Origin of the sequence: Lyngbya sp. PCC 8106, assembly GCF_000169095.1 — a bacterium.
Classification (GTDB): domain Bacteria; phylum Cyanobacteriota; class Cyanobacteriia; order Cyanobacteriales; family Microcoleaceae; genus Capilliphycus.
In genome coordinates this window covers 18869-35206 of the sequence record NZ_AAVU01000034.1, presented here as the reverse complement: position 1 = coordinate 35206, position 16338 = coordinate 18869, and the positions used below count along the sequence as shown (strand labels likewise).

At 41.1% G+C, this 16338-nt stretch carries 9 protein-coding genes; 6 read left to right on the top strand and 3 right to left on the bottom strand.

The annotated features are described in order from the left end of the window. Positions 1–21 precede the first annotated feature (21 nt). The 3 genes from L8106_RS20445 to L8106_RS20435 all read right to left on the bottom strand — a co-directional run bounded on the left by L8106_RS20445 (position 22) and on the right by L8106_RS20435 (position 5916). Entirely contained in the window at positions 22–3681 is a 3660-nt protein-coding gene (locus tag L8106_RS20445; RefSeq protein WP_009786343.1) for a helicase-related protein, read from the bottom strand. A 313-nt stretch (positions 3682–3994) separates the two neighbouring features. Further along, positions 3995–5194: a DNA cytosine methyltransferase gene (locus L8106_RS20440; RefSeq protein WP_009786341.1), complete on the bottom strand. Its 1200-nt coding sequence runs from the start codon at positions 5192–5194 to the stop codon at positions 3995–3997. Positions 5195–5424: 230 nt separating this feature from the next. Continuing rightward, a complete protein-coding gene (locus L8106_RS20435) occupies positions 5425–5916 on the bottom strand; it encodes a hypothetical protein (RefSeq protein WP_009786340.1) in 492 nt (163 codons plus the stop codon). Between the two features lie 664 nt (positions 5917–6580). On the opposite strand from L8106_RS20435, the gene L8106_RS20430 reads away from it, so the two are divergent. The 6 genes from L8106_RS20430 to L8106_RS29860 all read left to right on the top strand — a co-directional run bounded on the left by L8106_RS20430 (position 6581) and on the right by L8106_RS29860 (position 16258). After that, positions 6581–7909 carry a hypothetical protein gene (locus tag L8106_RS20430; protein WP_009786339.1) on the top strand — a complete coding sequence of 443 codons (1329 nt, stop codon included), beginning with the start codon at positions 6581–6583 and terminating at the stop codon, positions 7907–7909. Between the two features lie 149 nt (positions 7910–8058). After that, entirely contained in the window at positions 8059–10497 is a 2439-nt protein-coding gene (locus L8106_RS20425; protein WP_009786338.1) for a dynamin family protein, read from the top strand. A gap of 88 nt (positions 10498–10585) precedes the next feature. Next, positions 10586–13138 (top strand): AAA family ATPase, encoded by a 2553-nt coding sequence (locus L8106_RS20420; protein WP_009786337.1) that lies wholly within the window; start codon positions 10586–10588, stop codon positions 13136–13138. A 158-nt stretch (positions 13139–13296) separates the two neighbouring features. After that, the gene (locus L8106_RS20415; RefSeq protein ID WP_009786336.1) at positions 13297–14004 is read left to right on the top strand and encodes a GUN4 domain-containing protein; all 708 of its coding nucleotides are present in this window, start codon (positions 13297–13299) and stop codon (positions 14002–14004) included. 108 nt (positions 14005–14112) lie between these two features. After that, a complete protein-coding gene (locus L8106_RS20410) occupies positions 14113–15021 on the top strand; it encodes a GUN4 domain-containing protein (protein ID WP_009786335.1) in 909 nt (302 codons plus the stop codon). Between the two features lie 115 nt (positions 15022–15136). Beyond that, a complete protein-coding gene (locus tag L8106_RS29860; protein ID WP_009786334.1) occupies positions 15137–16258 on the top strand; it encodes a GUN4 domain-containing protein in 1122 nt (373 codons plus the stop codon). The last annotated feature ends 80 nt before the right edge of the window (positions 16259–16338 follow it).

Genomic DNA, 16338 nt, shown 5'->3' with positions numbered 1-16338 from the left:
ATTTTCCTAAAAGTAGAATAATTAGTATCCTCGAATATTAATCCCAGCATCAACGTCACGCAAGGACAACAACAACCGAAAGCCGTGAGCAATATCATCTTTTGTCAATCCAAAAGTTACCAAATTCTTTTCATTTGGGTCTTGTACAATACGCTCAATTTGAGAGACAAACGCTTCTTCTAGCTGACTGAGTGGAGTTTGAAAAACTTCTCCTTGGGGTAAATGATCTGGATTAACCGTTGCTGAAATTTTTTCGACTATAACCTTGATATCAATAGGCGATCGCCCTCCACCAATTCCTTTAATTAATTCCTGCAATTTATCCAATTTATCGAGTTGGGCTAGGTCAATCTGTTGATTTCCTGGTCGCGCCCCCGGCCCATCGATATGAATTAACCGACCCAACAGCAAACCAAAAGCTGTGCGATAGAGTGCATTGTGAGCAAAGCGGTCAATGGGAACAGCTTCTACCATTTGATCCAAATACTCATGGGTCTTGCCAAAATAGTCGAAAATTGCCCGTTCCCGTGCGCGTTGAGGCCGGAATAAAATAAATACTAAGCCGGGAAAAGTTCGTCCCGCACGGCTCGATGCTTGAATGTATTCTGCCGTTGTATTCGGCCACCCATAAAACAGCATTAAGTTGAGTCGGTCAATATCAACCCCATGAGAGATTAAACTGGTTGCAACCACATCTGAAAGTCGTTGCGGATCATTAAAATTTAATTCCTTTTGGGAAGTCTCCATCCGTTTGAGAACTTCCTTAACCACATCAATTCCATCATCTCCACTGAGAGTAACTGCTTCTGGAAGCATTGCATTAGCTCTATTCTCTCCAAATTCCTCTCGCAGTCCACCCTTTACCTGTTCATTAATAGACCGTCGAATATCGGAACCATCATTTTTAGAATTAACATAGGTACAGCACAAATCATGGTCATCAATTAGTTGCAAAAATTCTTCGTCGGTTAAAGAATCCAGGCAATACTCAATCTTAGACTTACCCGGATCGCTGCGAATAATCTCCAACTCAGTTCGCAGCGCTAATATTAACGCCATTGTTGCATCTAGAGAATTCGCTGAGGTTGGACGCAATCCTACAAACCCCCTGGTTACATAACGGCTATGCTCGTTTGCATAAAAACTGCGTCCACGCGCAGGCCCAGTAACCGGAAATTGAGACAAATCTCGCCAGTAAAGATGTTTTGTTTGTTGTTCTGCTCCTTCAATGGTGGCGGTTGCGGCTAAAACTTTGGGACGGTTTGCACCTCGTTCTTGATGAATGGCATCAATGAGAGCTTCATAATGACCATCAAACGTCCCTAATTCTTCTCGCAGTAGGTGTAATTCATCCTGGAAAATCAAAGGAATACCAGCATCAACAGGGGGAGCAGAAAGTGATTTTAAGTCTCTGCGAGTACATCCACCGACTGAATCTTGCTTGTGACAAGTATTGTTTGCTGCAAAACCATGTACAGAGCAAATATCCGATACAGCACCAAATAAAGTCCGACTGGCAGGGCGAAAAGTAATGTTGGCAATTTTGTCAAGAGTTCCAACTAATAAAGTGGGCAATTGGCTGTAAATATCCTCATCGACAATATAGAGTGGAATTTCACGACCACAAGCCCCTGTCGGTAAAGGTTTATCTTTTTCTACAAAACCACAACGATGCCGGAGTTCCTTAGTTTGTGCATCAATAAAAGTGTGAACTTCTTCTGAGTTACAGTAGGGACAGCGCATGACCATGCGATACTGCTGAATTGATTCAGGAACGTAATAGCCAACATCTGCTAAAGTTAAATACTTCGGAGTCTTTCCCAGAGCATTCTGCATTTTATTTTTAGCTGGTTTGATATACTTTTCAAGCTCATTAGGAACAGACTTGAGAGAATTGGGGCTGTTGTCTCGTCCCCCGTAATAACCGATTGTAAATTCGGCAGTTTTAACCAAATCAGGTTGCTTTTTTCTCACCTCATCAGCAACAACTAGCGTATCTAGAAAACGCTGCAACTGTTGATAAGTCAGTAAACGCAAAGGATAGCGCAACCACGCCACTACACCCCAATCTCGACTCCGCAGACGATCAAAAAAGGATTGAGTCAGAATCAATCCCATAACGGCCTCAGATTTACCTCCGCCAGTGGGAAAATGAACGACAGCAGCATGGTCAATCTGTGCCAAGGGATTGTTATTGAAATCTTCCTTCCATTGTCGTGCAGCTAAAGCAGCTACATTAGAAACAATATAAACAATTTGGAAAGGTCGCCAGTTTTCATAAGCAGGTTTTCCTCGCTTTTGGCGCTGATCATCAATCTCAGCAAATGTCTCGTTCATCAAATTAAACGAACGTCGCAACCAAGAGTATTTAGACTCTGATAAAACTTGAATACCTAACTCAAACCTTTCAATTTCTTGTTGAAAATTATCTAAATCTTTCTGGGCTTCAGCATGATGTTCTGTTCCTCCTGTCTGAGGATGTTTTTGGTTAATTAGCGCTTGCCAATGGGTTTGGTATTCCTGCATTTTTTGTAAAATAGCTTGGAGTACCTGAAGATCATCATCTTGATCTGATGAAGATAAACGCTGAAAAGGAGCTTGAATTCCCGCCGTATAAAGTCTCTTTTGCCAATGGATCGGTAAAAACTCAGTCCAGATACGAATTGTATCCTGGTTTTCCTTCCATCCTGGTGTACAGTTAATTCCTTGGGCAGGAACAGTTGAGTCAACTTGATAAGAGATTTGAAAGCGAGAGAGTTCTACAGGTTTCCACATCGCCGGGGGAATTTCTGCTTCTAAATAAGCCCCAAATAAACCTGTATCTCTGGGATCGGTAAAACCACCATTTATTTTTTGACTCTGATTTCTAAGAAACAGGCGCAATCGAGTTTGTTGCCCTAGATTTCGCTTTTGAGCTTCCACCTTTACTTTGAATTGAACGGGTGAAACCTCCCCGGGATTCACCTCGATCTCGGTAGATAAATCGGCGTTCTTTTTGGTCTTTTTTTTGTTGGCGCGCCGCCGTAATTCTGCTGGCAATCCTTTGAGGTTTTCTTTTGCACAGTTAACTTCTGAAGGACTCAAATCATCAATGGTTGAATTCAGTCCAAATAACCAAGCTGCTGGATCGGCTTGATGTGCTTCAGTTACACTTTTTAGCTGTTGTGCTATTTCTGCATCTAGTTTTGCCAGCATTTGAGAATGAGAAATTACTAAATCTTGAATACTAGAACTGATATCAGCACTAATATCAAAACGTTGCCACATCGGGCGCAGTGACCTATCTTCAACTTTACTTAAATCGAGCTTGGGTAGGAAAACACTAAAATGAATTTTTAATTTAATCGGTAATGACCTGTTCTCCCAGTCCGGTGCTAAATTAATTACTAAGCCGCAATTACTGGGGCGAAAATTATTCTGTTGTTGACTGCTGTAGGGTACGGTGGCGTCAGGTGTTGGAGACAGGTAGCCAGTGGGTATTAAACGTCTTGGTTCAGTTGAACCTCTAATACAGCTTCGATGCTCTGAAATTCCTGTAAGATGATCGTGAATTCTTTTGTAAAAGCTTTCCACAAATTTTAGATGTTTTTCCTGTCTGTCAGGATCTTGTACATTTAAACCCTCATCTCTCAGAATTGATTCTGGCTCCGTTGGTGTAAAAAAAGCAGAAGAATTTGTCATTATTTATTGTCCTGCCAAAGGTTGATCTGTCCCCGAGCATTCTGAAATCAGAATAACTCTATCTACAAAAAAATCCCCTTATGCTTGGATAGGCGCATCATTTCAAGCCCAAGAAAGCAGTGATATAGCCACTGAATTAATATTTCCCTGATACAGTAGAGGTGATCTGAATTATACCCCATATTTCACTTCTACACAACAATAATATTGCCGTTAATAAGTCAATCTGATGTCAATTATTGTCCGACAACAAAAGTTTGAAATTCAACTAATTTTTTTGTTATATTTATTGCTTGATGTTTGGTTTGTGCGCTCATTCTAACTGCTCCACCAACGATAATGCAACCGCCTTAGAAACTATGGGAGGAACAGCATTTCCAATGGCTTTAACAACAGGGTAATATTGATGTCCTAGTTTGTAGTCATCTGTAAAACTCATCAATCGAGCTAACTCGCGAGGTGTAAGCGATCTTTCATAAGCATAATGATATGCAAAATCTGAATGTCCTTGTACAGTAGGGCTATGTCCTTTAGATAGTAAGCGACGATAAGCACTATAATGATTTCGCCTAAGCTTTCCACTATTTAACTTATACGGAATTTTATAAGTTAGGGCTTCAGGTAAATCTCGCCAGTTTCCACCTTCAACTATTTCTTTTAACCTTTTTCTTGTTTCAGGTCGCATTTGGGGGACAACATGACCATCTGTTTCTATGATGTCTTGTCTGCTCCACTTTTGATAAATACTTCGAGGTGAACTTGCGTAGGAACGTGTAATACCAATGGTTTTAGTTGTTAAAACGGGTAAATCCGAAATAGCCTGCTCAACATTAACTAACTGACAGTTATTCGGCTCAAGTAATAGAGAATACCAGGGTTCCGATAGTCCTGATAAATAAAAAATATTTCCATCTTGCTCTTTCCTTTTAAGCCAAAATTGACGGGGAGAAATATCTAAACCTGTTGGAATATTTGGAATCCGCCCAAGATTTGACCTGAATCCCACTACAAACAATCTACTTCGACGAGAAGGATTACCAAAATTCACCGCTTCTAGTACCCGATAACTAATTTTATATTTTTTGTCTCTTTCAAACTCGGCTAAAAAATCCTTGAAAACTTTATAAGTTTCTATTTGAGGTACATTTTCATAGATAAATGCAATAGGGTTTAATGCTTTGACAATTTTAGCAAAGGTAATAGCGAAATTATTATTAGGATTTGAGGTCAAATCTTGACCATTACGAATTTGAGTAAACCCTTGGCAAGGACTGCCGCCTACCATCAGATCTATTCCTCCATTAAAGTTAATTTTTTCAATTAAACTTGTAACATCTAACTGTCTGGACAGATCTAGATTGAGCAAATTAGTTTTAGGTAAGTTAAGTTCATATAAGTTAAGGGCGGTTTGACAATTATCTACTGCCCAGATCGGTTCAATTTTTCTCGTAGACTTTAGTCCCCAAGATAAACCACCCATTCCGCAAAACAGGTCTAAAGCTTTCAGACCCATCAATATGATCTCCTGTAAAATTTTACTAGCAATTTTATACTATACCCAATTTTTTTCTGTCAAATCACAAGTATAGCATCATCTTCATACAATAGATAGCACTTCTTAAAAAGATATTTTACCAGAGAATTAATTGATTTTCCGTACCAATTGTACATTGATTCTAATACAAGATATTACGAGCCAATCTGTTCTGACCTCTGATGCCGTAAGGCGTTTAACTGAATGTTTTAGAGTTGAGTTTTAGATAAAACGGGCGGACGGGGTGGAGTTGGCGGCTTTAACGAACTGTCTGAAACTTTAGATTTGCTGCTATTTTGAGAGAGCATTGCTTCTACCACTCCCCGTTTAAACTGCTCTATTTTTTCTTTATTTCGATTAAAAACCACTAAATTCGCCCGACTGGTATAGACAATTAACCATCGCTGCTTCACCACAAAAGCCAACACAATAAAAATAATTCCTATCATTATCCATAACGTCAAAACTCCAATCCAAAATAACCACCAAGTACAACCTTCTCCGGTTTCAATCGTTCGGACATCTTGAACGGGGGTTAGGGTTTCTGATTCTTCTAACCCAAAAAAGGATTGAGTTTTGTTTTTTAAGAAATCATCAACCAATTGGAGGCTGCAACTTCCCTGTATTGGCACAACAGTCAGCCCTACAACTTTACCGGGAATGCCGTTAATTTGTGTTGTAAAGTTGGTATTTCTTTTCATGGTTCTCAGTTAAAATAAAGGATAATGTATGGCAAACGAGTCATCATCAGAAGCCTGTGATTGAACTTCCTTTGTGTGATGACTTATCAAGCGTTTAGAAAATTACGCGATCGCTTTGCAGGGCGAGTTTTTGTGGGTTGTTTGATTGGCGAGTCGGTTTTTAGTTGATTCGGCATCAGCTTTGACCAAGCCCGACTCAGAATTTATTCTTATTTCTAGAATATCCCTAAAATCCCTTGAAGTCAATCAGTGAGATTAGGTCAATTTTATCGAAAGTTAATCGTTAGATACTTCAATTTATTTTGATTTAAAAGCTTTCTGAAAATCTCTAAGTTTTTGATTAAAAATTGTGGTATTTTCCTAAATTAACCCCCAAACTAAGTTTGAGTAAAATCCGTTTAGTTTAAAACTTTTAAAAAAGAATATCCCGCTCCTCAAATCTTACCTGTCATTAGGATCGGTATTTACGGAGTAGTCCCCATAAACATTTCTTGTTTGCCCCCTTTCAAGAAACGAGAAAGTTCCGTAATTTCACGGTGTTTAAATCTCCCCAAAAAAATTATCCTATAAATAGGAATTGAAATCTACTATTCGAGCTTCATTGTCAAATAGATAATCACATTAATTGTTCGTTGTCAACTCATCTCAAAAATAGGAGTCACAAATGAGCGGTGAAAAGCGGCGATACACGCGAGTCGAGGAACGGGAACTGCAACGTCTGCGGGAACAAGACTCGCGCTTGCGATCGCTTCAACAGGATCTCCCGGAACGGTTAAACGGGGTTCGAGAGCAAGCCAGACGGGAGTTTCAGCAGCGCCTCGCCCCCCTAGAACAGCGCAGCCAGCGCCAGGAAAAGGAAATCAAGGGACTGCGAACCGGAATCAAAAATTTGGAGCAGGAAACCAGCCAGCGTTTACAACAGCAACGCCGGGAATATTTAAGCTTATTTGAACAACAGGATCGCAAATTTACGGAGCTTGTTGATCGGGAGCGTCAAGCCAGAGAAAAAGGGCAACAAATCCTTCAAGAAAAAATCGAACAAGTCGTTAAAGATTTGCAAGACGAACGCCAACAAAAAGAACAGTTAGCCAAAGATTTGTGGGCGGATGTCGAGACGGTTTGGCAACAAATTGCTCGAGATTATCAACATCAACGGTTTGCACCCGGAAAGCTGGCGGATTTGCGCCGGGATTTAGATATTGCAAATGGCAATATTCAAGCTGGGGTTTTTGAATCGGCGATCGCAACTTCTCAGCAAACCTATTTAAAATTGGCGGATTTGCGGTTAGAACTCGAACAAAAAGAACGGGAATGGGAACTTTATTATCAAGCCGCCCTAACAGATTTGCGGAGTTTAATCGTCGAAATTCAAGCCAACCGAAAATGTGAAATTGAAGTCGGAGAAGGGAACGAAGCCGAACGCTTCCAAGTGGAAGTAGACTATTGGACGAAGGGACGTTTGAGCGAATACGAAAGTCAATTGAGTCGGCTTGAAACCCAACTTTTAGAGGGAGAATCAACCCTCACTACCGAAGAACTGAAAGCGATTTGCGAACAAATTACGCAGCAGCAACCGATTTTAGGCGAGATACTCGAACAGGCAAAATTATCGATTTTGGGGTCACAAATGCGGGCGGAAATTGCCGATCAAGTTGTCGAAACTTTGACGGGTTTGGGTTACACTCTCGTTGATGATACCTACGAGGGAGAAGACGAGCGAAACGCCTACGTTGTCAAGGTGAAAAATATTGCCGGCGATGAAGTTGTTACGGTGGTTAGTCCCGAGTCAGAATTTGGGGCGAATTCGATTTCTATTAATAGTTTCAGCGATACTTTAATAGACGAACAAGCCACCCGCCAAAACGCCGAAGCCATTTTCAAACTATTAAATGATGCAGGTGTTCAAGGGGTTGGCGAGGTTGAATGCAACGAACAACCAAAAGCTGAATATCAGAATTTAGAAGAAGTCAAAAAGCGCTCGGTTCAGTCGTAAGATCCCCACCAACCTCCTATTACTCCCCTCTCCATTTATCAATAGTTCCGTCAGGGACACCTTTTGAGAGGGTTAGGGAGAGGTGGAGAGGGGTTGGGGGAGAGGTCAAAATAGGTGAACTAATCACCTCCAGAATTAGGAACAAAAACATGGTAAATTGTCCGGTTTGTAGCAAAGAATATGTCGAAGGAACGGTTAACTTTTGTACCGCTTGCGGTTGGGATTTAAAAGCCTATCCTTTAATCTTAGGAGGAATCCCCCAAGAAATCGTAGAAAAGGAACAAGCCAAACTCAAATGGGCGAGGGAAAAATGGGCGGAAAAACAACAGCAAAATCAACATCAACAACGCCTCGAAGATCAAATAGCGATCGCCCGTTCCATAGCCAACCACAACAAACAAGAAAAAACCATGACCTCTCAAGCCTTTCAAGAAGTATATTTCTGCTTGAATGATACCGGAAACCGTCTGTTACAATATCTGCGAGAATTGCGAACTGGTGAACAAACCCAAGGAAGCGATCGCCCGGAACTTCAAAGCCTAGAAAATGAGTTACAAAAAGCTTTAATCGCGCTGCAAGAACAGCGATATCAAGTAGCAGTTATCGCCGCAATGAAAGCGGGAAAAAGTACATTTATCAATGCGATAATTGGTGCGGATGTGTTGGCGAGTGAGTCGGAAGCTTGCACCGTTTGCCGGACGGATATTCGCCCCGTTGAACCCTCACAAACGCCCCGCTTATTAGAATATCGCGACGGAATTAAACAGCCCATTGTTCTGGCTTCGGGAGATGCGACCGTTATTAAACAGAAGTTTTTGGAACGCACCCGAAATATTCGCGAGACACAAAACCCAGATGATGTTATTCGCTTTGAACTCGAACATCCGATAGAAGCGATTGCAGATATTCCTTGTTTGAAAGGGTTTAATTTGGTGGATACTCCGGGGCCAAATGAATGGGAATCTGCAAGTTTTGACACCACAATTCTCAAACGAACCGCTTTGGAAGCCCTCCGAAATTGTGATGTTATTTTGTTCGTTCTTGACTATTCCAGTTTTAAGGATAATACGAATGAAGAATTACTGAATATTTTGAAAGAACGGCAGGAAATTCTCCGCCAAAGTCGAGATAAAGTTTTCTTTATTCTCAACAAAACTGATCGGCGAGCAGCAGGCGATCGCCCGTTATCCAATATCATTGCTGATTTGCGGCACTCTTTAGAAGGTTTTGGCATTCCCGAACCTATGATTTATCCGGCGAGTTCATTGCAGGGATTACTGGCTAAACTGTTGATAGCAAAAGCAGCCACACCCGAACACAAAGAGGATTTTAAAAACTTCTTTTTGGGGCGATATGCCAAAGAAGATGAAGACGGTGACTATTATTATCCCAAACTTTCTGAAGCGGCAAAACTGTCTTTAGAAGATAGTTGTATTCCCGTGATTGAACAATCTGTTATTCAAACAGTGGTGAAAAGTTCGGGATTAAATTTGCTGACGGATGTTTTGGCAAAACTTCAAAAAGCTGCAAACGCAATTGAAGACACGTTAAACGTTGAAATTCAAGGTTGGCAAACTGAACTCGCAAACTTAAAGAAAAAAGTTGAAGAATATAAAACTCGTTCTCAAACTGCAAGAAATCGAGTTGCAAATGTGAAACAGTCGGTTAATAACAATACCGAACAATTGGTTCAAAAATTTCTCACCGAAGTTGATCGCTTCTCGGAGGATACCAAAAAAAAGATCGGTCAGGAAATTGAGCGAGTTGCCGAAAAAAAGAGTTCGGGAAAAAAAAGTAACGATTCCTCAACCGGAATCTTTTTACTTGACTTATTGAAAAAAGGCGTAGAATCACTGTTTGAAGCCAACAGTCCAGACCCCTATAAATTGCGATGTAAAACTCGCCAGGAAGCCGAAAAAATTCAAAAACTGATTAATGATTACTGCGGGCCAGTTATTCAAAGCTGGTGGCTGGATACTCAAGATAAACTGGTTCGGGAGGGGGAAAGCATCCGCACAAAATCAGCGAGTAAAATTCAAAAAGATGTTCAAGCGATTTCTAATGAACTATCGAAGTTTTTGGGCGAAAGCTTGGACATCAAAATCAACTGCAATAACATCCAGTTTCCCAAATTTGAGTTTGCTGGAATTGACGCGCAAGTGGCTCACCAACAGGAAGTTTTTATGCGAAGCCGCAAAGAAACACGAAGCGAAAAACAATGCTGTAACTCACATAAAGTTTATCAAGTCGATGTTCCCTATGAAGAAACGGTCTCTTACTATGAAATAGATTTGCGGTTAACTCGAAATCTAATTCATAAAAAAATAGACGCACAATCACAGCTAACCAAAGGACTGCTAAAACGAGCAATTGAACAACAGGTGAAAGATGACTTTAAAATTGCCGAACGTCAAATAGAGGACTACATTAACCGATTTCAAGCTGAGTTTGATCGGTTGCTGAAACAACGAGAAACCCGAGAAGCAGAAGCCCCGGAAATTATCAAAGAATTGGAAGCAAAAAAACAGCAACTCAAAACCTACTTTGAGGATGTTTCAACAATTCAAAAACAGCTTAACAGTTTATAACTAACCTGGGTTGATCCCCCCTTCCCCGCTTAAAAAGGGGGGTTTTAGAGGTTAGGAGTAGAGGTCAAAACAAAATAGAGGTAAAATCATGGTTGAACGAGTTACAAATCAATTAAACTTACAAACAGGCGATCGCTTTGTCGTTTTGTACGGAACAAATACAGCAGACAGCTTTTGTACCGACGATTTATTATTGCAAGATATCGAACAAGTATTGCACCGTTACTTGCAAAATCAAGGCTTTAATCGGATCGTCTTTTATTCGGGAATTAATAAACTGTATTTTCTCGATCAAAACTCCCTCCAAAACGCCCGACTCCAACCCCAAACCCCTCCGCCATCCTCGACCAACGAAATGGGCGTAAAAGGGGGGCCATTGGGAAAACGGCGCCGCTTGTTAGGGCGACAAACAGCCCCAGAAAATTCAACCTCAAACCCAACCCCAAATCAACCCACACCCCCAACAAATCGCCGCAATCCTATTTCAGATATTCAATGTATTAGCTACTTTGAACACTTCCTGCAAGATACCCGCTACAAAAGTGCCATCGTATTTTCCGATGTGGAAGATTTGCGGATGTTTGATAACCGTCGAGAACTGTTTGGGCGGATGGGGATTTGGGCAAAACTTCCGCCAACAAACCGCAACCTTTGTTTATTTATTTCTCACCATCACAACCAACAACAACTCCAACAATTTTGTACCAATATCGCCTTTACTTTTCTCGCCAATTGGCTACAAAATCGAGATAAACGCACCTTTAATATTGTACAACTTTCCGCACCCACCGCAACCGAATTACAGCATCTTTGGGATTATTTTCGACTCGTTCATCAAAAACCCGCAGACTGGGAAACTCGCGATAAATTAATAACTGCAATTACCCCCGAAAATCAACCCCTTAACACTTGGTACGATCGCTTTGCAGCCGCCCCCGAACTCTCGATAAACGTCGCCAAACAACAAAATTGGTTATCGGGAAATCTTAGCACAAAACCCGCCTTAGAACGCCTGGAAGAATTGGTCGGGTTGCGGGGGGTAAAAGATGCCATTCGGCGAAAAATGCGGGCGTTAGAAGTCGCTCAAAATCGGGCAAAACAGGGCATTTCCACCGAACCCCCTAGACTGCATTTAGTATTCAAAGGAAACCCCGGAACCGGAAAGACAACGGTAGCGAGATTAATCGGGGAAATTTATCGAGATTTGGGACTGTTAAAGCGGGGTCATTTGGTCGAAAGAGGGGGGCGAGATTTGGTTGCGGAACACGTCGGAGGAACGGCTATTTTAACCAATGAAACCTTTGATAGTTCTTTCGATGGGGTGTTATTTATTGATGAAGCTTATACCCTCATTCAAGGGGGAGAAAATGACTTTGGACAAGAGGCGATTAATACCCTATTAAAACGGACGGAAGACGAACGGGAACGTCTGGCGGTAATTGTGGCCGGATATCCCGAACCGATGGATAATTTTATCAATTCTAACCCCGGTTTATCCCGTCGGTTTGCAACAGAAATTTTCTTTGAAGATTACACCCCCGCAGAACTTTTAACGATATTTCGCCAAAGGATAGCGGGGGTAAAATGTCGCATTTCTCCCGATTTAGAAGCCAGTCTCACGAACCTCTTTCAACAACTTTACGACAACCGCGATCAAAATTTTGGCAATGCGGGATTGGTGGAAAATTTGTTTAATGAAATGGATGAATTGCGAAGCCATCGGGTGATAGAATCGGGGTTGGATGCGGTGAACGAACCCTTTCAAATTGCGGATTTACCCCCTCAATATCGGGAACTCGCCCAACGGGGAACCCAGGACAAAGAAACCTTAGAAAAACTTTTAGAAGATCTGGATAATTTGACGGGATTGCATTCGGTTAAACGGGCGGTTAAACAACTGATTGAGATTCAAATCGCCAACCAAAAATTACAAGAAGCGGGACTGTTAAAAACCGCAGAAATCGAAACCAGACATTTATTATTTTCGGGAAATCCGGGAACGGGAAAAACCACCGTTGCCCGTTTAATTGGGCGGATTTATCGGGCGTTGGGACTGCTAAAAAAAGGTCAGTTTGTCGAAGCGGATCGCCGTCAGTTGGTCGGACAATATATCGGACATACCGCAGAAAAAACCGCCCAAGTTGTCGAGTCGGCGTTAGATGGGGTGTTGTTTATTGATGAAGCTTACTCCTTATCTCGGGGGGGAAATAGCCAGGATTTTGGACAGGAAGCGATTGATACCTTGAATCCTTTGATGGAAAATTATCGCGATCGCTTGGTTGTGATTGTGGCGGGATATTCCCAAGAAATGGCGGAATTTTTAGACGCTAATCCCGGTTTGGAGTCTCGCATCGCCCAACAAATTCACTTCCCCGATTATACCGGAGATGACCTCTATAATATCTTTTTGGGAATGTGTCGCCGAGACAACAGAATTTGTCCGGAAGCTGTTGGTCAACGGGTGCGAGATATTCTACTTTTTGCCTATGAAAATCGGGGGAAAAATTTTGGGAATGGTCGCGATGTTCGTAAGTTTTATGAGAAAATGGTTGCAGGGTTAAAAAGTCGAATTGTGCGGGAGAATTTAACGGGGGACGGCTTGAGAACCTTTGCGTTAGAAGATATTCCGCTTTGGAGTTAGGGAACCCTCCAGAAGAAAAAACAGGGTTTCTTTGCCAAATCCATTCGGAAAATGCAATACTATTTCTAGTGAGTTTTAGTAGATTGGGTTAAGCAAAGCGGAACGCAACACCACCAAACTTTCGATGGTTTTTATGGTTTTAATTGAGGTGAAAAAACATGGCTAAATGTCCGGTTTGCGAAACACAACACACGGAAAACAACATCGAAACTTGTTCGGTTTGCGGCTACGATTTGACTCCTTATCCCCCCGTCTTGGGTCAAATTCCGCCGGAGTTTTTGGAGAAGGAAAAAAAACGAATATTAGCGGCAAAACGGGTTTGGGAACGTTCTCAAATAAAAGTTGCTGAAGCTGAAGCGATCGCATCGAAGTTTCAGTCGAAGAGAGAAGAAAATTCTATGATATCTTCGTCGGATTGGAATTATACCAAGTTAATTGATTTCTTGGAGTCGGGAAACTGGAAAGCAGCAGACGAAGAAACCGCTAGGATGATGTTAGCAGTTGCGGGAAGAACTTTAGAGGGATACTTGAATGCTGATGATATCGAAAAATTCCCCTGTGAGGACTTGCGAATTATCGATCATCTTTGGGTAAAATATAGTAACGGACGCTTCGGGTTTAGTGTGCAGAAGCAAATTTACCTCAACTGTGGAGGAAAACCCGATAGCAACTTTCCAAGTGATACAATATGGTACAAATTTACCGATGAGGTTGGATGGCGAGTGAATGAGTCGTTTATAGATGTTGACGGGATCAAATACGATTTTGGTGCTTCCCGGGGGCATCTCCCTAGTTTTTGGTTTGGGTTTTGGGGGGTGTGGGTGCGTTCTTCTCTCGCGCAGCGGCTTGTAAACTGTAGCATATAACCACTTCAGGCGCTTGTCAAGTGCTTGTTTTGGGTAACTTTTTTACATCAACATAAGCTTATTTTCGACGGGATTACCTGCACAGAATTATCATCTACAACTCAAGTTATGAAATGTCCCGTTTGCGAAACACAACACACGGAAAACGACATCGAAATTTGTTCGGTTTGCGGTTACGATTTAACTCCTTATCCGCCCGTGTTGGGTCAAATTCCGCCCGAGTTTTTGGAGAAGGAGAAAAAACGAATATTAGCCGCAAAACGGGTTTGGGAACGTTCTCAAATGATTGTCTCTCAGTTTCAAACCCAGTTGGACGGAATTGTTGAAAAAATTGACCGTTTAACTCAAGAACAAAATCAGCAGCAATGGGTTAATCTTCAATCCCAGTTGGACGAAATTAATCAAAAAATTGACCGTTTAACTCGGGAAGAATCACAGCCAAGTATTTCCGAACTTCTGTCACAACAAGAGACGAAAATTCAAGAAGCTATTGAATCTCCATTAAAGCCGATTCAAGACGAACAAAAAAAACAGCCGAAGAGAGAAGAAATTCCTCTGAAATCTTCATCGGGTTGGAATTATAGCAAGTTAAAAGATTTCTTGGAGTCGGGAAACTGGAAAGCAGCAGACGAAGAAACCGCTAAGATAATGTTAGCAGTTGCGGGAAGAACAAAAGCGGGATGGTTGAATGTTGATGATATCAATCAATTCCCCTGTGAGGACTTGCGAATTATCGATCATCTTTGGGTAAAATATAGTAACGGACGCTTCGGGTTTAGTGTGCAGAAGCAAATCTACATCAACTGTGGCGGAAAACCCGATGGCAACTATCCAGGTGATACAATATGGTACAAATTCTGCGATGAGGTTGGATGGCGAGTGAATGAGTCGTTTATAGATGTTGACGGGATCAAATACGATTTTGGTGCTTCCCGGGGGCATCTCCCGAATGTGAGTGCTGTGTGGTGGTTTTTGGCGTTTGTCTTCTTCTCTCGCGCAGAGGCTTGTAACCTGTAGCATATAACCACTTCAGGCGCTTGTAAAGCTCTTTTTTTAGGCAACTTTTTCACATCAACATAAGCTTCTTTTCGACGCGATTACCTACACAAAATTATCATCTACAACTCAAGTTATGAAATGTCCAATTTGCGAAACACAACACACAGAAAACGACATCGAAACTTGTTCGGTTTGCGGTTACGATTTAACTCCTTATCCCCCCGTATTGGGTGGAATTCCCCCCGACTTTTTAGACAAGGAGAAAAAACGAATTGCAGCCTTGAAACAAGTTTGGCAAAAGTCTCAAGCAAAAGTTGCTGAAGCCGAAGCCAAAGTTGAAAAACTTGAAACAGAGAAAGCCGAGTTAAACTCTCAGTTATCACAATCTAAATCTCAAAATAATTCTGAGGTAATATCCCAAAAAGAAACAAATGCCGATCAATCAATCTTCTCTCGGTTTAAAAATGTTTTCCTGTTTGCTGGTTATTGTCTTATAACGATTTTATTCATTTTTATTTCGGGACAATTAATCACTCAAAATATTTCTCACCTGCTGTCACAAGAAAAAACTGGACTACAAGAAGTTATTGAATCTCAATCTGAATCCATAAAACAAGATCTGGAAAAATTAACAAAAACAGATGAGACTTTATTATCACAACTCAAAAATTATAAAACTCAAGTTCAAGACGTGACCAAATCTAAAATAGGCAAATCTCCCAGTGTAGAAGACACTAAAGAAGTAACAATCACTTCCAAGCCTACAATATCATCAGAACCTCCCAAAGATTCAATTCCATTAATATCTTCTTCAGTCATAGATTTTAATAAATTAAAGAAGTTTCTTGAAGAACAAAAATGGAAAGAAGCAGATGCACAAACTTCTAATATTATGTTAGCACTTGCGGGAAAAGAAAAAGATAAATATTTGGATAATGGCGATATTCTTAACTTTCCTTGTGAGGACTTACAAATTATAGATCATCTTTGGATAAAATACAGTGACGGAAACTTTGGTTTTAGTGTTCAAAGTGATATTTACCGAGAACTTGCAGGCACAAAAGCGTCTTATAGGCAACTCTGGGAAAAATTTGGTAATACTGTGGGTTGGATAGACCAAGGGTTGTGGGTCGGGTACAACGATTTGATTTTAGATTCTAGAAGTAAAAAAGGGACTCTACCTGTCCTTCTTCGCTATCAGTCTGATTCTTTTCGGAGTAGCTTCTTCTCTCGATTACAGGCTTGTAAATTGTAATTAATAATGGTTTTATATGTGAGTTTTATATCGAGTATAATCGTAAATAGGGCAGAAAACCCGATCACAAACGAGCTTTA